This window comes from Subdoligranulum sp. APC924/74 (assembly GCF_003324125.1).
GTDB lineage: Bacteria > Bacillota > Clostridia > Oscillospirales > Ruminococcaceae > Gemmiger > Gemmiger qucibialis.
On sequence record NZ_PSQF01000016.1, the window covers coordinates 1 to 22,201 of the forward strand.

21 protein-coding genes are annotated in these 22,201 nt (G+C 56.6%); 8 read left to right on the forward strand and 13 right to left on the reverse strand.

Features of this window, described 5'->3' with window-relative positions:
• Positions 1–145: 145 nt before the first annotated feature.
• The 8 genes from C4885_RS06235 to C4885_RS06270 form a co-directional block, all read right to left on the reverse strand.
• Positions 146–835: a peptidoglycan-binding protein gene (locus tag C4885_RS06235; protein WP_113999508.1), complete on the reverse strand. Its 690-nt coding sequence runs from the start codon at positions 833–835 to the stop codon at positions 146–148.
• 181 nt (positions 836–1,016) lie between these two features.
• Complete coding sequence (locus tag C4885_RS06240) at positions 1,017–3,599, reverse strand: peptidoglycan-binding protein (protein WP_113999509.1); 2,583 nt, start codon at positions 3,597–3,599, stop codon at positions 1,017–1,019.
• Positions 3,600–3,680: 81 nt separating this feature from the next.
• A complete protein-coding gene (locus tag C4885_RS06245; RefSeq protein WP_113999510.1) occupies positions 3,681–5,075 on the reverse strand; it encodes a sodium:alanine symporter family protein in 1,395 nt (464 codons plus the stop codon).
• A gap of 429 nt (positions 5,076–5,504) precedes the next feature.
• Positions 5,505–6,797, reverse strand: a complete 1,293-nt coding sequence (locus tag C4885_RS06250; RefSeq protein ID WP_113999511.1) for an O-acetylhomoserine aminocarboxypropyltransferase/cysteine synthase family protein — start codon at positions 6,795–6,797, stop codon at positions 5,505–5,507.
• A 449-nt stretch (positions 6,798–7,246) separates the two neighbouring features.
• Positions 7,247–8,557 carry a TRAP transporter large permease gene (locus tag C4885_RS06255; protein WP_113999512.1) on the reverse strand — a complete coding sequence of 437 codons (1,311 nt, stop codon included), beginning with the start codon at positions 8,555–8,557 and terminating at the stop codon, positions 7,247–7,249.
• A gap of 13 nt (positions 8,558–8,570) precedes the next feature.
• Entirely contained in the window at positions 8,571–9,077 is a 507-nt protein-coding gene (locus C4885_RS06260) for a TRAP transporter small permease (RefSeq protein ID WP_113999513.1), read from the reverse strand.
• Complete coding sequence (locus tag C4885_RS06265; protein ID WP_113999514.1) at positions 9,074–10,102, reverse strand: TRAP transporter substrate-binding protein; 1,029 nt, start codon at positions 10,100–10,102, stop codon at positions 9,074–9,076. Before C4885_RS06265 ends, C4885_RS06260 begins: the two co-directional genes overlap by 4 nt.
• 368 nt (positions 10,103–10,470) lie before the next feature.
• Positions 10,471–10,902: an Rrf2 family transcriptional regulator gene (locus tag C4885_RS06270; protein ID WP_113999515.1), complete on the reverse strand. Its 432-nt coding sequence runs from the start codon at positions 10,900–10,902 to the stop codon at positions 10,471–10,473.
• 269 nt (positions 10,903–11,171) lie between these two features.
• Here C4885_RS06270 and cysK point away from each other — a divergent pair, with 269 nt between their 5' ends.
• The 3 genes from cysK to mnmA all read left to right on the forward strand — a co-directional run bounded on the left by cysK (position 11,172) and on the right by mnmA (position 13,850).
• On the forward strand, positions 11,172–12,104 hold the full coding sequence (cysK, locus tag C4885_RS06275; RefSeq protein ID WP_113999516.1) for a cysteine synthase A: 933 nt from the start codon (positions 11,172–11,174) through the stop codon (positions 12,102–12,104).
• A gap of 105 nt (positions 12,105–12,209) precedes the next feature.
• On the forward strand, positions 12,210–12,767 hold the full coding sequence (locus C4885_RS06280; RefSeq protein WP_113999517.1) for a hydrolase: 558 nt from the start codon (positions 12,210–12,212) through the stop codon (positions 12,765–12,767).
• Positions 12,768–13,850 carry a tRNA 2-thiouridine(34) synthase MnmA gene (gene mnmA, locus C4885_RS06285; protein ID WP_113999518.1) on the forward strand — a complete coding sequence of 361 codons (1,083 nt, stop codon included), beginning with the start codon at positions 12,768–12,770 and terminating at the stop codon, positions 13,848–13,850.
• A gap of 223 nt (positions 13,851–14,073) precedes the next feature.
• Here the strand turns inward: mnmA and C4885_RS16425 are convergent, their stop codons facing one another.
• Positions 14,074–14,241, reverse strand: coding sequence for a hypothetical protein (locus tag C4885_RS16425; RefSeq protein WP_158538823.1), 168 nt, complete (start codon positions 14,239–14,241; stop codon positions 14,074–14,076).
• A gap of 197 nt (positions 14,242–14,438) precedes the next feature.
• Between C4885_RS16425 and C4885_RS06290 the strand changes: the two genes are divergently transcribed.
• Together C4885_RS06290 and C4885_RS06295 are read left to right on the forward strand one after the other, a co-directional pair.
• The gene (locus C4885_RS06290) at positions 14,439–14,789 is read left to right on the forward strand and encodes a PadR family transcriptional regulator (RefSeq protein ID WP_113999519.1); all 351 of its coding nucleotides are present in this window, start codon (positions 14,439–14,441) and stop codon (positions 14,787–14,789) included.
• Positions 14,786–15,217: a DUF6120 family protein gene (locus C4885_RS06295; protein ID WP_113999520.1), complete on the forward strand. Its 432-nt coding sequence runs from the start codon at positions 14,786–14,788 to the stop codon at positions 15,215–15,217. The genes C4885_RS06290 and C4885_RS06295 overlap by 4 nt, the downstream gene beginning before the upstream one ends.
• A gap of 79 nt (positions 15,218–15,296) precedes the next feature.
• On the opposite strand, the gene C4885_RS06300 is transcribed toward C4885_RS06295, so the two are convergent.
• Entirely contained in the window at positions 15,297–15,905 is a 609-nt protein-coding gene (locus C4885_RS06300; protein WP_113999521.1) for an ECF transporter S component, read from the reverse strand.
• 304 nt (positions 15,906–16,209) lie between these two features.
• Here C4885_RS06300 and argF point away from each other — a divergent pair, with 304 nt between their 5' ends.
• Positions 16,210–17,202, forward strand: a complete 993-nt coding sequence (gene argF, locus C4885_RS06305) for an ornithine carbamoyltransferase (protein ID WP_113999522.1) — start codon at positions 16,210–16,212, stop codon at positions 17,200–17,202.
• 322 nt (positions 17,203–17,524) lie between these two features.
• Here the strand turns inward: argF and C4885_RS06310 are convergent, their stop codons facing one another.
• Complete coding sequence (locus C4885_RS06310; RefSeq protein WP_113999523.1) at positions 17,525–18,409, reverse strand: aldose 1-epimerase family protein; 885 nt, start codon at positions 18,407–18,409, stop codon at positions 17,525–17,527.
• 453 nt (positions 18,410–18,862) lie between these two features.
• On the opposite strand from C4885_RS06310, the gene C4885_RS06315 reads away from it, so the two are divergent.
• Positions 18,863–20,131: a DNA polymerase IV gene (locus C4885_RS06315; protein WP_113999524.1), complete on the forward strand. Its 1,269-nt coding sequence runs from the start codon at positions 18,863–18,865 to the stop codon at positions 20,129–20,131.
• Positions 20,132–20,166: 35 nt separating this feature from the next.
• Entirely contained in the window at positions 20,167–20,376 is a 210-nt protein-coding gene (locus C4885_RS16990) for a phosphatase PAP2 family protein (protein ID WP_113999525.1), read from the forward strand.
• A 65-nt stretch (positions 20,377–20,441) separates the two neighbouring features.
• Here C4885_RS16990 and C4885_RS06325 read toward each other — a convergent pair whose 3' ends face one another.
• Together C4885_RS06325 and C4885_RS06330 are read right to left on the reverse strand one after the other, a co-directional pair.
• Positions 20,442–21,284, reverse strand: a complete 843-nt coding sequence (locus C4885_RS06325) for an HAD hydrolase-like protein (RefSeq protein WP_113999526.1) — start codon at positions 21,282–21,284, stop codon at positions 20,442–20,444.
• A 151-nt stretch (positions 21,285–21,435) separates the two neighbouring features.
• Entirely contained in the window at positions 21,436–22,185 is a 750-nt protein-coding gene (locus tag C4885_RS06330; protein ID WP_113999527.1) for an NAD-dependent protein deacylase, read from the reverse strand.
• Between the last annotated feature and the right edge of the window lie 16 nt (positions 22,186–22,201).

The window sequence follows — 22,201 nt, forward strand, 5'->3', positions numbered from 1 at the left end:
TTTTGGCAACGCAGATGCCGTGCCGCAGCCGCCGGAGCGGTGCTTAAGCCGCAAGGCGGGAATTGTGCGGTGTTGCCTTTGCTTTTATTATAGTCTATTCCGCTTTTTTCGCCTAGGCTTTTTTACAAAATTCTGCGGCGGAATTTCAGTCAATCACGGTTTTCGTGCGGCCGATGCCCACCACGGCGGAGGTCAGCTTTTTCCAGGTGTTGCAGCCGCACACCCCGTCTGCCGTCAGGCTGAAGCTACGCTGGGCGGCGCGCAGGGCATCATAAGTGTTCTTGCCAAAAGCGCCGTCCAGCGTTTTGGTGCTGTAGCCCAGGGCGTTCAGGGCGTCCTGCAGAATCAGCACATAGGTGTTTTTATCGCCGCGGCGGCAGGTGGGGTATCCGGATGTGGTACCGGAGCAGGCCGGGGTGCCGTAACGGCGGTCAAAGTGCACCCAGGTGGGCGTCATGGAAAGCGGCTCCACATAACCCCAGGCCCTTGTGGCCGTGGCGGCGGCGTGGATGCGTTGGCGGATGGCGCTGCTGGTGCCCTGGCCCACATCAAAGGCAACGCCCGCATAGTGTTGGCTGGCCGTGCCGTGGCCGCCCTCCCAGATGCGCTTGAAAGCATACCCCACCGGGATGCCCGCCCCATACCGGCGGCGGGTCAGATTCCATGCTTCCATCGCGCGCGTTGTGGTCCACAGCACCCGCGCGTTGGATGACCCCCGGAACTCCCGCACGCTCAGCGTTCTGCCATAACTGTACGGCATCGGGTCGTTTTCGTTCAGGTTGTTGTATACAAGCATACGTTTTTCGTATGAGTCGTAAACATAGAGCTTTGCCATGGGTAGCCTCCTCTCTCGAATCAAGGAACAGTCAGGAAGTAGGAGTTAGGAGTTAGGAGTTAGGAGTTTAAGGTACGGCTTACGCCACGTTTTGGATATTAGCGCCATGAAAACTTTAAGTTTTCAGCAAAAATTTTCACCCAACTCACTCCCACAACTCCTAACTCCTCCTTCCTAACTCCTAACTTAAAGCATCTGCTTTCAGCTGCTTCCAAACGCTGTCATCTACTACTCCCAGCGGGGTGATGTTATTGGCGATCTGCCAGGCTTCCAGGGCGGTTTGGGTGGCGGTGTCAAACTCGCCGGTTTCGGGCACAAAGCTGGCGGAGCAGTCCTGCGCGGCGATCTCGTTCAGCCACCGCTGCACCTGCAGCACCGCCGGGCCGCTGCTGCCAAGGGTCAGGGCGGCACCGGGCCAGACCTCCTGCGGTTCCGGCGCGGCGGATGCCGGGTTGACTGCCCCCAAGCTTAACGCTGCGCGGTAAAACGCCAGCCAGTCTGCCGGGGTCACTTCCCCGGTCACGGTGCGGCCTAACGTCTGCTGGGCGCTGCGCACGGTGGTTTCCAGGGCATCGTCAAAGGTATCCGTCAGGCCGCTTGGGGTGATTTCCGGCAGGAACTGGGCCAAGAATTCCAAAATCTGGGACAGGATGCGAATTTTCTGGCCGCTGTCCCCCACTTTCAGAGTTTCTTCGGGGGTATCCGGTGCGCGAGCTGTCACCGCGGGGCCGCTGGCGCTGACCTGTTGGGCGGAATCATAAATGCTCTGCCAGGTCAGCCGCCCCACCACGCCATCCACCGTCAGGCCCGCGTGTTCCTGCCAGGCAATGACCGCCCTGCGGGTGGCTGCGCCGAACGTTCCGTCCACCGTCACTGTGGGCACATCCCGATAATAGGCGGCCAACAGGCGCAGGTTATATTGCAGCGCCCGCACCGGGGTGCCGGTGCTGCCCTCCCGCAGGGTTGTCACAAACTGGCCGGGCTGAATGTTCTGCCCCACCAGATTGTTGGCCACGGCAAGGCCGACCTCGTTCAGTTTGGCCCAGGTCCCGGCCCCCACCACGCCGTCTGCCGTCAAGCCGAACAGCCTCTGGAACGCCCGCACTGCACTGGCGGTGCCACTGCCAAAGCTGCCGTCCACCGTCACGTTGGAAAGGCCGGTATAATTTTCTGCAGCCAGTCTGAGCCAGAACTGCACCAGCCGCACCGCGTTTCCGCGGCTGCCGGTGCGCAGAGCGGTGCCAGGGTAAGCGGTGCCGCCGGCATCGCTCTGGGCGTTCACCCACTCGGCGTACAGTTCCTGCCAGGTCGTCTGGCCCACCACGCCGTCCTGTGTCAAACCCTCCGATTTCTGGAATGCCTTGACCGCGCGTTCCGTGGCCGCGCCAAAGCTGCCATCCACACGGACGGACGGCAGATCGGAATCAAACTGCGCCAGGCTGGACAGCCAGAACTGCACCTGCTCCACGCTTCGCCCGGTACTGCCGCGGCGCAGCACGGTTCCCGGCCACGCCCCGGCGCTCTGGGCACCGGTAAAGGTTTCACCCTCGCTGGTCAGCTCGGCAAGGTCCTTGACGCTGACATAGATATAGCTGATCTTATACCAGGTCGCCTTGCCCACCACACCGTCCACAGTCAGGGAAAACTGCTTCTGGAACTTTTTCACGCTGTTCTCGGTGGCTTCATCAAACGTTCCGGTAATGGCCGGTTTGCCGAAGGACGGGTAGTCCTTGGCAATGCGGGAGAGCTGTTTTTGCAGCACGTTGACCGCGGTGCCGGTGCTGCCGCGGCGCAAGGGGCTGCCGGGGTAGCTTTGCGGAATGGACGCAATGTTGTTGGTGGTGATCAGCTGCACCCGGCTGCCATAGTAATACCGCAGAATTTCCAGGGCGCTTTTGCCCTCCTTGGCGCGCTCCACAGTGCCCCATTGCTTCATGCCGGGGCAGGTCACGCTTTTGCCATCGCAATACTCGGTATAATAGGGTTCGGTGTCCCCCGTGCGGCGCACATAGGTGTTGAACAGCTCGGCAGTCAGGCGCTCCATCACGGCAAACACCGTGCGCCCCCGCACATACGCCTGGTCCACCCCCGGCGAGTTGGTAATGTTAAAGCTGTAGCCCCGGCTGGGGTACCATTCGGTCCAGATGCGGTTCAGCGCCAGGCTGATCTGCGCCAGAATGTTGGCCCGCAGCGCCTGCTCCGGCCAGGTGGGATATACCTCACTGGATGCGACATTGGCAATGTAATCCTGGAAGCTGACCGTCACGTTTGCTGCACTGGCCGCCGGGCGGGCCAGGTGGACGGTAATTTTCTTCGGCACCACCACCTCGCTCAGCACGCGGGCATCGGCGCACTGGCCGATGGGGGCCGGGCCGCTGCCGCCGTCCCCGGCAAACAGCGGGTGTTCTGGGATCGTTTCCGGCTCCACTTCGGGCAGGGTGCGGGCAGCGGGCAAAAATTGCAGCCGCGCCACCGTCTGATGCCCGGCAAACACCTGCACCCCCTCCAGTTCGATCGTCTGGAAGCCAGTCATCTCCGCCCGCAGCTGATACACCGCATAGGGGCGCACCGTGGTGTTGGCTTCATCCAGGCTGTAGGCTTCGTCCGGGGCAGTCAGCACCAGTTCCGGGGCGGAACCGACATCGTTGGTGGTCAGGCGTGCAATCTGTGTTCCCGCTTCGTTCAGCACCAGCACCGTCACGCCGGGCAGCGGCGCAGCGTTTTCGGCCAGTGCTGTATACACTTGCAAGGTTCCACTTGGCATAAAAACACCTCCTGCACTACCCTATGCCGCAATGCGGCAGGGCGTGCAGGAGGTGTTTTGTTATAGTTTTACTATTTGGGGTTACTGCGGTTCTTTGGCAAAGAACTCTTTCACCAGCTTGGCCACCGTTCCGGAAAGCAGCAGCAGCGCGATCAGGTTGGGGATGGACATCAAGCCGTTGAAGGTATCCGCAATGCTCCACAGCAGGCCCAGGTCCACGGTAGCGCCCAGGATGGCAACAAAGGAGTAAACGACCAGGAAAGGCCGCACCACTTTGTCGGTGTGGAAGAGATACTCAATGCAGCGGGAGCCGTACAACCCCCAGCCGATGATGGTAGAAAATGCAAAGCAGCACAGCGCCACCGCCGTGAACAGCGATGCCCAGCCGCCATAGGTGAGGGTAAAGCCGGAGATGGTCAGCTCTGCACCGGCGGCCTGGCCGTAATGGACCGACGTGCCGCTGCACAGGATGACCAGCGCCGTCAGGGTACAGATTACAATGGTATCGGCAAATACTTCAAAGATGCCAAACACGCCCTGCTTGACCGGCTTTTTGGTGTCAGCGCAGGCATGGGCAATGGAGCCGGTGCCAAGGCCCGCTTCGTTGGAAAATATTCCGCGGGAAACACCTTTCTGCATGCTCAGGAACAAGCTGCCCACTGCGCCGCCGGTAAAGGCCGCCGGGTTGAACGCCCCCGCCACAATGGAGGTGAACACCTCCGGAAGACGCGGCAGGTTGAGCAGCACCACACCCAGAGCCAGCACCACATAGGTCAGCGCCATAAAGGGCACCAGCTTTTCGCTGACACTGCCAATGCGCTTCACGCCGCCCAGCAGCACCAGCGCCACCAGCATGGCCACTACAATGCCGATGACCAGGTTGACGGTTGCCATAGCTTTATCGCTCACAACGGCATACTGGTTCAGGGCGGCATCAATGGCGGTGATAATGGTGTTGACCTGCGTGGCGTTGCCGGTGCCGAACACCGTCAGCACGCCGAACAGAGCATAAATGGCGGCCAGCCAGCGCCAGTGTTTGGCAAGGCCATTTTTGATGTAATACATCGGGCCGCCCACTAGCTCGCCATTGGCATTGCGCTCCCGGAAGTGTACCGCCAGCGTGACCTCCGAAAATTTGGTGCACATGCCCAGCAGGGCGGAACACCACATCCAGAACACCGCGCCCGGCCCGCCGATGGCAATAGCCCCCGCCACACCGGCAATGTTGCCGGTACCCACGGTGGCCGCCAGCGCGGTACACACCGCCTGGAAGGGGGTCATTGCACCATCGGAAGCATCCCGCTTGCGGAACATGCGGCCAATCGTGGTTTTGATGGCATAGGGGAATTTGCGGATCTGGATAAAGCCGGTGCGCACACTGAGCAGCAGCCCCACGCCGATGATGCACACCATGGCGGGAACGCCCCAGATAAAGTTGTTGACTGCCTGGTTGACAGCCGCGATCGTTTGCAGCATATGTTGTACCCTTACTTTCCCTTACAAATCTCGTAATCTTTACATTATACCGAAAAAACTGTTCCCTGTCCAGTTTTTGCCGCCCGGTTTACGAGGTCTGCACGCAAAAAATGTTGCTCCTTGAGTTATACGATTTGTTTTGCGTTTGCATTGTATAACAAGCGGTATAATTCAAGGTATAAATACAGCCCGTATTCCGGCTGCTTGGGGCGGAATACGGGCTGTATCATTGAAGCAAGACTTTTTCTGTTTGATCTAAGGCAACACCGCACAATTCCCGCCTTGCGGCTTAAGCACCGCTCCGGCAGCTGCGGCACGGCATCTGCCGCACCTCGCTCGCCGTATCGGCACTTAGAATTATGCGGTATTGCCCTAACTCAGCTTGGAGAAAACAAGCTTGATGAAAAGGCTTTGGGGAAAATTGAAGGATTACTCCTTGACTGCCTGGAATGCCTGCTCCAGATCAGCGATCAGGTCGTCGGCATTCTCGGTACCGATGGACAGGCGGATGGTGTTCTGGTAGATGCCCTGGTCCAGCAGTTCCTGCTCGCTGAGCTGGCTGTGGGTGGTAGTGGCCGGGTGGATGACCAGGCTCTTAACGTCAGCAACGTTCGCCAGCAGGCTGAAGATCTTCAGGTGGTCGATGAACGCATGAGCTTCCTTCACACCGCCCTTGATCTGGAAAGTGAAGATGGAAGCACCGCCGTTGGGGAAGTACTTCTGGTACAGCGCATGATCCGGGTGATCCGGCAGGCTGGGATGGTTGACCTTTTCCACCTGCGGGTGGTTGGCAAGGTATTCCACGATCTTTTTGGTGTTCTCGGCATGGCGCTCCACGCGCAGGCTCAGAGTCTCAACACCCTGCAGCAACAGGAATGCGTTGAACGGGCTGATGGTAGCGCCGGTATCACGCAGCAGGATGGCACGCACATAGGTTACGAAAGCAGCCGGGCCGGCAGCGTCCACAAAGCTGATGCCGTGGTAGCTGGGGTTGGGTGCTGCAATGGCGGGATAGTTGCCGGAAGCAGCCCAGTCGAACTTGCCGCCGTCCACGATGATGCCGCCCAGGGAGGTACCATGGCCGCCGATGAACTTGGTGGCGGAGTGAACAACGATGTCTGCGCCGTGCTCCAGCGGGCGGATCAGGTACGGGGTGCCGAAGGTGTTATCCACAACAACCGGCAGGCCGTGCTTGTGGGCGATTTCTGCGATAGCGTCCAGATCGGGGATATCAGCGTTGGGGTTGCCCAGGGTTTCCAGGTAGACCAGGCGGGTGTTCTCCTGGATGGCATCCTCGATCTCTTTCAGGTTGTGGGCATCCACAAAGGTAGCGGTGATGCCAAAGTTGGGCAGGGTATGCTCCAGCAGGTTGTAGCTGCCGCCGTAAATGGTCTTCTGGGCAACCACATGGCCGCCGTTCTGGGCCAGGGCCTGGATGGTGTAGCTGATAGCGGCAGCACCGGAAGCAACAGCCAGGCCAGCCACGCCGCCTTCCAGGGCAGCGATGCGCTTTTCCAGCACATCCTCGGTGGGGTTGGTCAGACGGCCGTAAATGTTGCCGGCATCGGTCAGGCCAAAGCGGGCAGCTGCGTGGGCAGAGTTGTTAAATACGTAAGAAGTGGTCTGATAAATGGGAACGGCGCGGGCACCGGTAGCCGGATCGGCCTCTTCCTGGCCAACATGGAGCTGAAGCGTTTCAAAATGCAGTTTGTTCTCAGACATTGCAATTACCTCCAAAATTTTGCGGTCAAATTCTCATATCTCAAATTGTTCGGAATGATTCGATAGAAAAACGCCCGGTATCCCCGCATTTTCTGCATGCGTCTGGTTACCGGGCGTACTTACCTGTTTTATAAGCCTGGGCGGTCACATTCGGCTCCAAAGCGGTGCCGATACGCCCCCAGCCTGTTGTACAGCCCGGAAGTGTGACATTCGGCCACAGCGGAAGTTTGCGCGCAGCAAAGTGTTAAAAATAGCGTTCATTGTTGTGTGCTCCCTTCCGTTCAAAATCTCAACCAGCGCATTTCCTTTAACATACTAGGCTGGTTGGTATGTGTGTATTATAGCAGTCCTGCCCCCTACTGTCAACCCTTTCCAACAAAAAAGTGCAAAAAATCCCGCCGCCGGAGTTCCGGCAGGCGGGGCAGAACATATTGGCGTGTTACCGCGCTTTATTTTACATAACCCATCAGACTGGGCAGAGCCAGGCTGATCTGCGGCACATAGGTGACCAGCATCAGCACAGCAAAAATCGCGGCAAAATAGGTGATCAGCTGTTTGAACACCGTTTCGATCTTGACGCCGCCGACCTTAACGCCGACAAACAGCGTGGTGCCGACCGGCGGGGTGATGGTGCCGATGCACAGGTTGAAAATCAGCATGATGCCAAAATGGATGGTGTTCATGCCCAAAGCCTGGCAGACCGGCAAAAAGATGGGGGTAAAGATCAGGCAGGCAGGGGTCATATCCATAAAGGTGCCAACCACCAGCAGGATGATGTTAATGAGGAACAGGATCACATACCTGTTGCTGCTGATGGAAAGCAGGGCGCTGGACACCAGGGACGGGATGTTGGTGAACGCCATGACCCAAGACATGATGCTGGACACGCCGATCAGGAAGATGATGATGCCGGTCATCTCGGCACTTTCGCGCAGGATCTTGGGGATTTCTTTCAGTTTGATGGATTTATAGCCAAACAGGGAGAGCAGCAGGCTGTATACAACGGCCACAACGGAACCTTCGGTTGCGGTGAACACACCGCCGATGATGCCGCCGATGACAATGATAATGAGCAGCAGCGCCGGGATAGCCTGCAAGATGGTGTGAATGGCCTCCTTAAAGGTAAAGGAAGTCTTGCTGCGGTAGCCGTGCTTTTTGGCAAAGAAGTAGATTACGATCATGCAGGCCAGACCCCACAGGATACCGGGCAGGTAGCCGGCCATGAACAATGCGGCAACTGAAGTGCCGCCGGACACCAGCGAGAAGGTGATCATAACGTTGCTGGGAGGGATCAGCAGACCGGTGGGGGCGGTGGCAATGTTGGCGGCAGCGGAGAAGTTGGGGTCATAGCCTTCTTCTTTTTCGATGGGGCCGATGATGGAACCCATGGCGGAAGCAGCAGCCGTGCCAGAGCCGGAGATTGCGCCAAACAGCATGTTGGCAATCACGTTGGTCTGTGCCAGGGCGCCAGGGGCGCGGCCGGTGATGAGCTTGGCCAGGTTGATCAGGCGGACCGCAATGCCGCCTTTATTCATAATATTGCCGGCCAGGATAAAGAACGGGATTGCCAGCAGGCTGAACATGGAAATACCGGAGAAAATGCGCTGCGCGCCGGTAACAACGGCAACTTCAAGGTCCATAATGGGCAGGATGGCAACCACGGACGAAATGCCGAGCGCCACCGCGATGGGCACGCCTGCGATCAGCATAATGACCAGCAGGATCAGGATGATCAGCCCGGAAACAAGAGCAATGTTCATTGTGTTTTCCTCCTCATTCTGCGCTGGTAGAGCTGTGTTCTTCCACGCTGTCGGTGGCAAGGTCAATGATGTTCAGTACCGAATACACCACGATCAAAGCACCGGACAGCGGCAGAACGGTGTACACCGTGCCCATGGGGATGCCCAGAGAAGCTGTGACCTGGGTCATGGTCAGCTTCATGATGCTGACACCACCGTACAGCATAACAACGGCAGCCAGCAGCAAGACCAGGCATTCGCTGATGATCTCCAGCACCTTGCGCGGGGTGCCGGTGATCTTATCGGCCAAAAAGCCCATCCGCATATGGTCGCGCTTGCCAAACACCAGCGCGCTGGAAAGCAGGGCCATCCAGGTAAAGCTGTAGGTCAGCAGTTCTTCCGAAACGGTGGAGGGGCGGCCAAAGAAATAGCGTGTCACGATCTGGTAGGTGCCAACCACGACCATGGCGGCAAACAGCAGGGCGCAGACCCAGCTCAGGACGGTATCCAGCCCATGGCGGAACTTATGTAAAGATTTCATTGTGCGCTGCCCTCCTCATATTCTGCATTGATGGCCTGGATATGGTCATACAGGTCCTGGATGTCCGGGTTGGCATCCAGCATTTCCTGCTGCACATTGCTGACCTTATTGCTGAACTCGCTGATATCCACATCAATAAAGGTCACGCCCATATCATTCTCGGCAATCTGCTTGGCTTCCTCCACCTGGTCATCCCAGCAGGAAAGCTCTTCCTCGGTGGAAAGGCGGGCGGCCTCCTTGAAGACAGCCAGCTCTTCCTCGGACAGGCTGTTCAGGAATTTCAGGTTGCCAACCAGCATATCCGGCACCATCTGGTGCTTGGTGTAGGAGAAATACTTGGCAACTTCGCCGTGCTTGTTGTTGGTCAGGGCCAGCTCGTTGTTCTCCGCACCGTCAATAACATGCTGCTGGATGGCTGTGTACACATCGCCGAAGCTCAGCGGAGTGGCGGCAGCGCCAAAGGCCTGCACCATCTTAACGCTGGCGGGGCTCTGCTGCACGCGGATCTTCAGACCTTTCAGGTCATCGGGGGTATAAATGGGAGTAGTTGCATAGAAATTGCGGGTACCGGCATTATACCAGGTCATCACGCGGAAACCGGCTTCATCGGTGGAATCATACACGTTTTCCATGTAATCGGTATCATTCATGACGGCATGGTAAGCTTCTTCTGAGGTGAACAGGTAGGGCATGCTGAAAATCTCGTACACATCGGCAAAGGTTTCCAGGTTGGCGGTACCGGCCACGACAAAGTCAATCGCGCCGGTCTGGGTCAGCTCGATGGCTTTCTGGGCAGAGCCAAGCAGCTCATTGGGGAAGATCTGAACCTCGTATTTATTGCCCAGGTTGGCTTCCACATATTCTTTGAACTTGAGCAGGCCAAGGTGTTCGGGGTGGGTTTCGGACTGTGCATGAGAAATGCGAATGATGCGCTTGCCGCCCGTCAGTGAGCCGGAACAACCGGTTGCCGCTGCCAGCATAACGCCGCAGATGCCCACGCACAGCATTTGCTTGAGGTATTTCATGGGGGTTCCTCCTTCTTTATATTCCGCTGGGCCGGCCCGCAGCGCACAGCACGCCGCAGTGTTTGCTCATAACCCATTGATTCTAATTAGCATTATATGTTTTATTTTTAGCTTTGTAAATATCACATTATTGTAAAATGTAACGTAAACATATGTTTATTTTTGTGTATTCTGATTTCGCAAGGTTTTTTCGCACGTATTTTGCGCATGTAATTTTATTATCAAGCGATTTTTGCTTTATCTTTTTCTTTATATATAAGGGCCATATAGGAGTCCGGCGCAGCGGAGCGCTGGCGCTGCGCCCCGGCCCTATCGTTTGGCGGCATAAAATAACAGATGCCCCGCCTGCCAAACGGCGGAGCATCTGCTCAGATCACATATTCGTTGCCCGCATCGGGGTACTGCATCAGGTCGGCCAGTGTCACGCTGTCCAGGTATTCGCTGATCATACCGTCCAGCTTGTACCACAGCGGATAGGTGCGGCATTCTGCCATGCGCGGGCAGGCAGGGGCACCTTCTTCCAGGCAGGCAACAGTTGCCAGGCTGCCCTCCGTCAGGCGCAGAATACTGCCCACGGTGTACGTTTCCGGCGCGCGGGTCAGCTTGTAGCCACCGCCCTTGCCGCGCAGACCTTCCAGAAAGCGCTGCTGGACCAACACCTTTAAAATGCTTTCCAGATATTTTTCGCTGATCTCCTGGCGCGCTGCAATTTCTTTCAGCGGCACATAGCCTTCGCTCTGGTGCTCGGCCAGGTCAATCATAACGCGCAGGGCATAGCGCCCTTTTGTTGATACCATCATAAGTGGATCATCCTCCGTATTTTCTAATACCTAGTATATAACAAGGTTAATGGGAAAACAAGCCTTTGAAAAAATAAAAAAATCGAAATACCCTATTGACAAACGGGTTAATGGGGTTTATAATCCCTATAAACCCAGACGAAAGGTTGGTAATTAAACATGAAGTGATGTCGAGTCTTGGAGCTGTAACACGAAATCATCCATTCAATTCCAACATTTTATATAAAATAAAACATTTTTTGATTTACATAGAGAGAGGGTTCACTATTATGAGTAAGATTTATACCTCCGCAGACCAGCTGATCGGCCATACCCCGCTGCTGGAACTCACCCACATTGAAGCCGCCGAAGGCCTGGAAGCCAAGCTGCTGGCTAAGCTGGAATACTTCAATCCCGCCGGTTCCGTCAAGGACCGCATTGCAAAGGCAATGCTGGACGATGCCGAAGCTGCCGGCAAGCTGAACAAGGATACCACCATCATTGAGCCGACCTCCGGCAACACCGGCATCGGCCTGGCCAGCGTGGCAGCTGCCCGCGGCTATAAGATCATCATTGTCATGCCCGAAACCATGAGCGTGGAGCGCCGCCAGCTGATGAAAGCTTACGGTGCCGAGCTGGTTCTGACTGAAGGCGCCAAGGGCATGAAGGGCGCTATCGCCAAGGCTGACGAGCTGGCCAAGGAGATCCCCAACAGCTTTGTTGCCGGCCAGTTTGTGAACCCCGCCAACCCGAAGGCCCATTACCAGACCACCGGTCCCGAAATCTGGGAAGACACCGACGGCCAGGTTGACGTTTTTGTTGCCGGTGTTGGCACCGGCGGCACCGTGACCGGCGTTGGCACCTACCTGAAAGAGCAGAACCCCAACGTAAAGGTTGTTGCTGTTGAGCCTGCTTCCAGCCCGGTTCTGAGCCAGGGCAAGTCTGGTGCCCACAAGATCCAGGGCATTGGCGCTGGCTTTGTGCCCGATGTTCTGAACACCAAGATCTATGACGAAGTCATCCCCGTTGAGAACGACGACGCTTTTGCCACCGGCAAAAAGGTTGGTCATTCTGAGGGCGTACTGGTTGGCATTTCTTCCGGCGCTGCTGTGTGGGCTGGCATCCAGTTGGCAAAGCGTCCCGAAAACAAGGGCAAGACCATTGTTGTTCTGCTGCCCGATACCGGCGACCGTTACCTGAGCACCCCGCTGTTCGCCGACTAATTAGCCATTACACGATTCTCATATCTCCTTACCAAAACAGCTGCTCCCCGCCTTGCGTGGGGAGCAGTTTGTGGTATAATAACATCTAGATTGGAGTGTACTTCTATGATCCCGACCCCTGAACAGGCTTATGCACTGGTGTGCGATTATAACGAAGGTGAGTTCCACCGCAAGCACGCCCGCATTGTGGGCGATGTGATGCGCTGGTATGCCAACGAGCTGGGCTATGGTGCCGAAGCGGATTTCTGGCAGACCGTGGGCATCCTGCATGATCTGGACTTTGAGCAGTGGCCGGAACAGCACTGCACCAAAGAGCAGGAGCTGATGCGGGAAAAAGGCATTGATGAGCGCATCATCCACGCAACGGCCAGCCACGGCTGGAACCTGACGGTGGATATTAAGCCGAAGCACGAAATGGAAAAGGTGCTGTATGCCGCCGATGAGCTGACTGGTCTGATCGGTGCCTGCGCCATCATGCTGCCCAGCAAGAGCGTGCAGGATCTGGAAGTAAAAAGCCTGAAAAAGAAGTTCAAGAACAAAAAGTTTGCCGCCGGGTGCTCCCGTGATGTGATCACCTCCGGTGCAGAACTGTTGGACTGGGACCTCGACACCCTGTTTGAAAGGACGCTGGCTGCCATGAAGGCCAGCGGAAATGTGGACTGAATGGCAGAAAAAGTTCTTGTCGCCATGAGCGGCGGCGTTGATTCCAGTGTTGCGGCGTATTTATTGCAGCAGCAGGGCTATGCGTGCATCGGCGTTACCATGCGCCTGTATGAAAACGAAACAGCAGGCATCCCCCGCGGGCACACCTGCTGCTCACTGGACGATGTGGAGGATGCCCGTGCCGTTGCCTATGACCTGGGCATGCCCTACTATGTGCTGAATTTTACGGAAGAGTTTGACGAAAAAGTCATCCGCAAATTTGTGCAGGTCTACCAGAACGGCGGCACCCCCAACCCCTGCATTGATTGCAACCGCTACCTGAAATTCGACCACCTGCTGAACCGTGCGCGGGAGCTGGGGTGCGATTATATCGCCACCGGCCACTATGTGCAGCGCTGGCAGGATGAAAATGGCCGCTGGGGGCTGCGCAAGAACGATGACCCCGGCAAGGACCAGAGCTATGTACTTTACTCTTTAACGCAGGACCAGCTGGCCCACACGCTGTTCCCCCTGGGCGGCATGCACAAGGACGCCGTGCGCGCCATTGCCGAGGAACAGGGGCTTTGCAATGCCCGCAAGCATGACAGCCAGGACATCTGCTTTGTGCCGGACGGCGATTACGCCGCCTTTTTGGAGCGCTATACCGGCCAGCCCATGCAGCCCGGCAATTTTGTAGACGAGCAGGGCCATGTGATCGGCCGGCACAAGGGGGCCGCGCGGTACACCATCGGCCAGCGCAAGGGGCTGGGCATCAGCGCCGAAACGCGGCTGTTTGTTTCCGGCAAGAACATGGCGGAAAACACCGTGACGGTGGGGCTGGAAAGCGCGCTGTTCCACTCATCCTTACTGGCGGACGAGTGGAACTGGATCGCCGCACCGCCCGCCGTGGGCCAGCCGCTGCCCTGCACGGCCCGCACCCGCTACCACCAGCCGGAACGCCCGGCCACCGCTACCCTGCTGCCGGATGGCCGCGTGCGGGTGGATTTTGCCGCCCCCCAGCGCGCCATTGCCCCCGGCCAGGCCGTTGTGCTGTACAACGGCGAAAGCGTAATCGGCGGCGGAACGATTTTGAATGTGGAATAATCTCTGATAGGCACACCCCTGGGAATCTTTCATGATTCCCAGGGGTGTATTTTTATTTTATGGCAACACTGCACAATTCCCGCCTTGCGGCTTAAGCACCGCTCCGACAGCTGCGGCACCTCGCTCGCCGTATCGGCACTTAGAATTATGCGGTATTGCCTTATCTTCAAGTAGGAATACCGGTTCTTGGATTTTCTACTTATTTTGTATCTTTACGATTTTTTCAACGCCAGAACGCATAGGCCGCATATCCGTTGCCAAGTGGCTCGATGCTGAAGTGATACCAGGTACACAGCCCTACAATGGCCAGAGCTGCCACGATCACCAGTACCACCGCCAATGTAAGTTTCTTTGAAAAAATTTTCTTGATGTTATCCAAAAGTTCTTTCATACTGTCCCCTTCCTGTTTTACTGTAAAATTGCCGGATTTTCGCCAGATTTTTATTTTGGCTCTTTCCTCCTTTCTTTTCTGTCATCATAGCAGGCCGCATGTACTTTGTCAACAATATTGTTCTATAAATAGTATTTACGTCATATAATATTTGGGGTATACTGGAAGTATCCTGAACTGTCAGAAAGGGTTTGCTTGTGGGTGTTACAGAGAATTTGAAGCGCGGTGTAACCGAGCTTGTGCTGCTGGGGTTATTGACCCAGCAGGATATGTATGGATACGAAATGGCGCAGGCCCTGCGCGATCGGAGCAGCGGGAAGTTTGTTCTGCTGGAAACTTCTATGTATCCCACCCTTTACCGCCTGCAGGACCACCACTATATCTCCTCGTATGAAGAGCTGGTCGGCAGGCGGCGGAAACGCACCTATTACCATATTGAGCCCGCCGGAACGGCCTACTATCAAAAAATTCTGGCAGAATACCTGACCGCACAGGAGGGTATCCAGGCCATCTTAAAAAGTTGCACGGAGAAAGGAAGCCCCGAATGAAGATTCCTGCACAACAAAACGGAAATCCGCTGGCAGCCTGTTATTGCAGTCAGCTGGATAAAGCGTTATCTGAGGTCAACTATGCCAAACCGTTAAAGCGCCAGTTTTTAAGCCAGATGCAGGATTCGCTGTGCAACTATCTGGAAGCCCATCCGGATGCCCGCCTGGAAGATCTGTACGCCGCTTTTGGCACCCCGCAGGAAGCCGCAGATTCCGTCTTGCTCAACATGGATTCCGACCAAATCAAAAAACAGCTGAAAACAAGCCAGCTGTTCCATTTTCTGTTTGCGGTCGTTATCGCCATCCTTGTCATGGTCGTGGTTTACCGGTTGGGCGCACTCGCCATCAACCGCTATGTCAGCCAGCCGTATATTATTGAAAGCCCCGCCACCGTGATCACCGGCCCTTTGCCGACGGACACACCTTAATTTCAAAAACTCTTATCATACAAAAAACCGCGGGCGCTCTGTTTTTGGCAGGGCGCCCGCGGCAGTTTATTTTGTTATTTTACTTTTTCAGGAATTTCAGCAGCGGAACGGTGACAAGGGTTGCCACAATGCCGCAGCCAACGGCTTCGATCAACGCCTGCACGCCGACAAAGGCGCAGACGAACAGGAACGGGTTGGTGGTGCCGAAGGTTGCGCAGAGAGACTGCACATACTCGGTATTAAAAAAGAACACACACAGCGAAAGCATGAACCAGAAGGTGTTCAGCAGCGGCGTTGCCACAGCGCCCACGGCGCAGCACAGCTTGGTGTTTTTGGGCAGCAGCTTTTTGATGCCAATGTACACCCAACCGGCGCAAAGCCCCACCAGAACGCGGGCCACAAAGCAGGTAATAAAGGTGCCCACCGGGCTGGCCTGCAGCATGGCGGCGCTCATCACACTGGGGGTGCGCAGGGCCGAAACAAAGCTGGTCGTGCCAAAAACACCGCCAAGGATGGCACCCGCAACAGGGCCAAGCGTCATGGCGCCGATGGCAACCGGGATGGTAAGTAGCGACATGGACAGCGGCCCGACCTGCAGATAGCCCAGCGGCGTATAGTTCATGACAAGCAGAACGGCGACCAGCAAGGCAAGCTGGGTCAGCCAACGGGTGTTGGTACGGTTTTTCATATTCAATTTCCTCCTGCTGCCGTCTTTTCTTCAAAGTACAGCGCATATTCGGGGGCAGGGCTTTCCTGCCCGCCTGTGCAAGTATACGCTGTTTGGGCGGCAAATGCAAGCATTTTGGGCAAAATGGGAATCAAATTGCGGGTGACTGCCTGCGCCATACTGCATAAATATGCCAAGTAAAAGAATATTTATGCAAAAATTTTCTTGCATTTTGCGGCGCACTGTGCCATAATAGATTGTATTCCATTACTATGCTGCCGGGCGTTGCCCGGCTGAGGATACCGATTGACAGGAGGAAGCCCCCATGAACCTGAAAGGCAGAGATTTTTTGACCCTTCTGGATTACACCCCGGAAGAAATTGCATATCTGGTGGACCTTGCCGCCGAGCTGAAAGCCAAAAAGAAGGCAGGCGTTCTGCATGATGTACTGCGCGGCAAAAACGTTGCGCTAATCTTTGAAAAAACTTCTACCCGCACCCGCTGCTCCTTTGAGGTTGCCGCCCACGACCTGGGCATGGGCTCCACCTATCTGGACCCAACGGGCAGCCAGATCGGCAAAAAGGAATCCATTGCTGACACCGCCCAGGTGCTGTGCGGCATGTTTGACGGCATTGAGTACCGCGGCTATGGCCAGGAGATTGTGAACGAGCTGGCCAAGTATTCCACCGTACCGGTATGGAATGGCCTGACCAATGAGTTCCACCCCACCCAGATCCTGGCTGACTTTTTGACGATCAAAGAGCACTTTGGCAAGCTGGCCGGGCTGAAATTCGCTTACATGGGCGATGCCCGCTACAACATGGGCAACTCCCTGATGATTGGCTGCGCCAAGATGGGCCTGCACTTTGTTGCCTGTGCCCCCAAGGCGTACTGGCCTGCCCCGGAGCTGGTGGAAAAGTGCAAGGCTATTGCCGCCGAAACCGGCGCTACCATTACCCTGAGCGATGATACCGATGCCGTAAAGGACGCCGATGTGGTATACACCGATGTGTGGGTAAGCATGGGCGAACCGGTTGAAGTGTGGGCCGAGCGCATTGAAGCGCTTGCCCCCTATCAGGTAAACACTGAACTGATGGCAAAGGCAAAGCCGACCGCCGTATTCATGCACTGCCTGCCCGCCTATCACGACCACAAGACCGCCGTTGGCAAGGAGATGGGCGAAAAGTTTGGCCGCGACGCCATGGAAGTGACCGATGAAGTATTCACCGGCCCGCAGTCCATCGTGTTCCAGGAAGCCGAAAACCGGATGCACACCATCAAGGCCGTCATGGCGGCAACGTTGGGCGCGGAGTTTTGAGCGGGTTAAACCAAGCACAAGCATAAGATAAAATCGAGAAATCCCCTGCACGGGCAGGCCATTGTTACAGCCTGGCGTGCGGGGGATTTTTTGTATTTTGTAGGGGGTGCCCATGTGGAAGCCTGTGGTGGATAATGATGCAAAATATACGGCAAGGCCCGGTGTGCGGATTGTCACAAATTTTGTAATGCGCAGCAGGGCAAGGTTGCGGCGTGGTGAGGGCACCCCGCCCTACAGCGCATTTTAACGCTTGCCACGCATTATAAAATACTCTGTAGGGAACGGTCTTGACCGTTCCGGGGCGTTGGGGACGCCGCCCTGCTTACCGCTCAAAGGTGGTGCACAACGTGGTGGACCAGGTTTCGCCGGGGTGCAGGGCGGCGGCGCAGGGGCGGTCCTCCCAGGTTAGGGGGCCGTTTTCCTCGCCGGGCAGGCTGTGCCACGGCTCAATGCAGACAAAGCGGTAGGGCTTTTCCGGCTTGGACCAGATCAGTACATAGGGATAGCCCTCAATGTTGCAGCGCACGGCGCGGCCGGTATCCTTTTCCACAATGGCAAGGGTCTTGCTGCGCAGGTTCAGCATGCAGTGGCTGTCGTTGTCAAACAGGTCATCCGTCAAGGGCACGGTGCGGGTATTGCGGGCCAGATAGTGATAATCGGTACCGTTCAGCAGGCCGTTGGGCAGACAGCTCACGCACAGGGGGCTTTCCAGCTCGTCAAAACGGAACTCATAATCCGCATGGGTGTGGGCATCATCAAACGGGATGGCAAATGCCGGGTGGTAGCCAATGCCGAATCTGAGCTCCGGTTCGCTGGGATTATACACCGCCAAGGTGTGGCGCACCGTTTTTTCCACCAGCTCAAAGGTGGAGCGCAGTTCAAACTCATAGGGCCACTTGGTGCGGGTCTCCTCGTTTGCCTGCAAAACCAGGGTCAGGCTTGTCTCGGTCTTGCCCACCAGGGTGTGCTCCACATCACGGGCAAAGCCGTGCTGGCCGCCGGCATACTCTTTGCCCTTGGCGATCATTTTGCCGCCGGTCAGCTTGCCGGTATAGGGGAACAGGATCGGCGCATGGCGGCCCCAGACGGCAGGGTCCCCGCACCAGAGCATTTCGGCCCCGGTAGCCTTGTTGACAACGCTCACAGCCTCGGCACCATGGGTATCCACCGTCAGGCGCAGGTATTCGTTTTCAATGGTATACTGCATAATATTCCATCCTATTCTTTGGCAATACCGCATAATTCTAAGTGCCGATACGGCGAGCGAGGTGCGGCAGATGCTAGGCCAAAAGCGCAGATAATACTGGATGCTGCAAAGGTGAGTGCCGCCAGTGGCGGAAACAGCGAACCGAAGCAGGGGCAGCGGTCGCAGAGTGCGAGGGGCTTTTGCCCCCGAAGCACGATGCGGGTACCGCAACCCGACATTATCGAGCATTTTGGCAACGCAGATGCCGTGCCGCAGCTGCCGGAGCGGTGCTTAAGCCGCAAGGCGGGAATTGTGCGGTGTTGCCCTTTGTAAATTTTTACCGCAGGAAGGTCTTATCTGTATTATACAGCGCCCGCCACAAAAAGGAAAGAAGATTCTTGACCGGCTTTTCTGCACCGTGGTTTTATGGTATGATGGTAGCAGAAATTTCGCCCCGCAAAGGAGGTGCGCACCATGCTGCCCAAAGCCAAAACCGTTTATTTTCATGTAGATGTCAACTCCGCCTTTTTGTCTTGGACGGCCATCCAGCACCTGGCCAACGGCGAAACGCTGGACCTGCGCACCGTGCCCGCCGTGGTGGGCGGAGATGAGGAAAAGCGCCACGGCGTGGTGCTGGCCAAGAGCATTCCCGCCAAACGGTACGGCATCCAAACCGGGGAATCGCTGTTTATGGCACGCAGCAAATACCCCAATTTGATCGTTGCCGCGCCGGATTTTGACTGGTATGTAAAAAACAGCAAAGCTATGATCCGCATTTTTGGCGATTACACGCCAGATATTGAGCAGTACAGCATTGACGAAGCCTTTTTGAACATGACCGGCAGCGAGGGACTGTTTGGCCCGCCTTTGCAGGCGGCGCAGACCATCAAGGACCGCATCCACCGGGAGCTGGGCTTTACCGTAAACATTGGCATTGCGCCCAACCGCCTGCTGGCCAAAATGGCATCCGACTTTGAAAAGCCGGATAAAATCCATGTATTAACGCAGGATATGGTGCCACAGAAATTGTGGCCGCTGCCGGTGGGCAATCTGTTCGGCGTGGGGCCAAAGTCCGTCAAGCGGATGCACGAGATTGGCATTTATACCATCGGGGATCTTGCCAACGCGGACGCGGACATCCTGCGCGGGGTGTTCGGCGTGCGGGGGCAGGTGTTCCGGGATTACGCCAACGGCATTGAAAGCGAGCCGATGACCCGCAGCGAGGTGAAGGACAACAGTTACGGCAACAGCGTAACCACTCCGCAGGACCTGAAGCGCCCCGTGGAGGCCGATGCCACCATGCTGGCGCTGTGTGAATCCGTTGCCGGGCGGCTGCGGATGGACGGCAAGACCGCACGGGTCATCACGGTGCAGCTGGTGGATAACGCCTTCCGCCGCAGCAGCCACCAGGTAACGCTGAACAGCCCCACCAACTCTACCGATGTGATTTACCACACCGCGCGGGAGCTGATGCGCCAGATGTGGCCCGACCGCCCAGTGCGCCTTGTTGGGGTGAGCGCCGAAAAGACCGGCACCGACAATTTTGAGCAGCTGGATTTTTTCACCGATCCAGCCAAAACCGATAAACAGGAAAAGCTGGACCGTGCCGCCGATGCCCTGCGCGCCCGCTTTGGCGAGGGTGCCATCCTGCGCGCCAAGCTGCTGCACCCTGACGAGAAAACCACCGCCCCCAAAGCCCTTGGTGCCGCCAAAGCAAGGGACAAGCGCAAGGGGGAACTGTAAAGCAGGCGGATACTCGGCAAGAGAAAAGGTGTTTTATGGAATTGAATGAAAAGCTGCACCGCCGCATCCGCTGGCCGGCTGTTCTGCACATTCTTCTTCCCCTGCTGGCGGCATTCACCGCCCTTATGGTTGTGGGGCGGCTGATTTCCGGCGTGCACTGGCTGAGTGATATTATCGGAAGCATTCTGCTCAGTGCCGGGCTGGTTTTGCTGTATGCCGGCTGCCAAAACCGATTGACTACATGAAAAAAGCAGAGTATGCGCTTTTTGCATACTCTGCTTTGGTTTTTGTTCAACGATTTTCCGGTCAATTACCCGTGCAGAACGCTGCGCAGCTGAGCCAGCAGGGTTGCCTGGTATTCGGGGCTGAAAGTGCCGTGCAGCAGTTTGGGCAGGGCTTCTTCCTGCAAACGGCGCCAGCTTTCGGCTTCGCGGCCGGGCAGAATGGGCACAAAGGAAACGCCGTTTGCAGCGGCTGCCTGGGCATCGCCCATGGCATCGCCCACCATGACCACCTTGCGGCTTTCATACCCGCAGGCCAGCATGGAGGCAATGGAGTTGGCCTTGCTGCCAACCTCCTGGCCAAAGATCACATCGGCATGGGTGGCAAGGCCGTAACGCGCCCACTCGCTGGCGATAGCGCTTTCATTGGCGGCGGAAACCACCGCCACATCGGCCACGGTGTGCAGCTGATGCAGGCTGTATTCCACGCCGGGGAACGGCTTAAAGGTAGGTTCCAGGGCCTGAATGCGGCGGTTGCAGGCGTTATTCCACTCCTGCAGCTTGCGCAGGGCCAGGCTGCCGCTGCGCAGAACTTCCTGCTGCAGGCTTGCGGTGGAAAGTTCCGATGCGGTGGAAACCCACGCGGCGATATCTTCACTGCCGGGAACATCGATGCCACGGTTTTTCAGGCGGTCAAAAATCAGCACCGCACTTTCAAAGCGGGAAATCCCGCGGGTGATGCTGTTCAGGTTGATCTCTTCCCACGCGGTGGTAATAAAATCAGTGTGGGCTTCCAGGCCAAACACACGGATCAGCTCTGGGCAGAACACCGAGCAATGCTTGATGCGCACCGTATCCATGACGCAGCCGTCTGAATCCATACAGACAAGAAAATCCCGTTTGCGGATAAAATCAGTCAATGCGTTTGCCATACAAGAACCCCCTCTATGTTATCAATCGCAAAACCTCACATGCGGCATGCGGCGCTTTCCCGCGCTCTGCCGTCAACTCTTATCATACCAGAAAGCAGCAAATTTTTGCAAGCGTTTTTGTAAGGTTTTACACTTTTATGACAATTTTCTTTCAGCGACAAATTGCCCCTCCTTCCCCCTCGGTCTCACTCAGTGCCTGGCCGATGGGCTTGTTTACCAGCAGGGTTGCCATACCGTCCGCCGGGGTGGGCTGCTTGTTGATGACCACCAGGTCATCCCCGCGGAAATAGCGGATCAGCCCCGCCGCCGGGTAAACGGCCAGGCTGGTGCCGCCCACGATCAGCATATCCGCCCTGCGGATGGCGCTCACCGCACCCTCAATGGTGGCTTCGTCCAGGCCCTCCTCATACAGGACCACATCCGGTTTTACAATGCCGCCGCAGTCCGTGCAGCGGGGCACACCGTCCCCCTTGCCGCCGGCTTCCTCGATAAAGCTGACGGGGTAGAACTTGCCGCAGCGGGTGCAGTAGTTGCGCAAGGTGGAACCGTGCAGCTCATACACGGTTTTGCTGCCCGCTGCCTGGTGCAGGCCATCAATATTCTGAGTGACAACGGCTTTTAGTTTACCTTCCCGCTCCAGTTTGGCCAGCCGCAGGTGGGCAGCATTAGGCTTGGCCCCATGCACAATGAGTTTTTGGCGGTAGAAATCAAAAAATTCTGCGGTGTGCTGCTCATAAAATGTGTGGGACAGCATGGTTTCGGGCGGGTACTTGAATTTTTGGTGGTAGAGCCCGTCCACCGAGCGAAAATCTGGGATGCCGCTTTCCGTCGAAACCCCTGCGCCGCCAAAAAACACGATGTTCTGATGTGCTTGGATCAGCCGTTCCAGTTCCGGTACCATGGTGCCGCCCCTTTCG